This is a genomic window from Pseudoalteromonas sp. S1610 (assembly GCF_005887465.1).
Classification (GTDB): Bacteria; Pseudomonadota; Gammaproteobacteria; order Enterobacterales; family Alteromonadaceae; genus Pseudoalteromonas; species Pseudoalteromonas undina.
In genome coordinates, this window is record NZ_PNDI01000107.1 from 1 (window position 1) to 440 (window position 440).

Genomic DNA, 440 nt, shown 5'->3' on the forward strand with positions numbered 1-440 from the left:
GCGTATCAGCTATCGCTGGGTGATTCGAAAGCGCCCATTATTGAAGGCTATACGGGCGACCAACGCTTCTTTATGGGCTGGTCGCAAATTTGGCGTCGTAAATACCGTGATGAGGCGCTACGTAATCGTTTAATGACCGATTCACATTCACCGAGTCATTATCGCGTAATTGGTATTTTGTCGAACATGCCAGAATTTTACCAAGCGTTTGATGTTAAAGAGGGCGATAAAATGTATATCAAGCCTGAAGATCGCGTAAAAATTTGGTAATTTAAGCTAAAATTAGCTTAAACTAATCGCAAAATAAAAAGCCAGTGAGCATCATGTTCACTGGCTTTTTAGTTACTTATATACCTGATAATAAAACTAGGGTCTGTTGACCTTTGCGGATTAAAATTTGTTCAAACTAGTTGTCTGATAATCGATGACATGGATTAGCT

At 39.3% G+C, this 440-nt stretch carries 1 protein-coding gene; it reads left to right on the forward strand.

Annotation, left to right across the window (positions count from 1 at the left end):
* Positions 1-270, forward strand: a 270-nt coding sequence (locus tag CWB77_RS17995; RefSeq protein ID WP_283957551.1) for a M13-type metalloendopeptidase, incomplete at its 5' end; no start/stop codon positions are given.
* Positions 271-440: the final 170 nt, after the last annotated feature.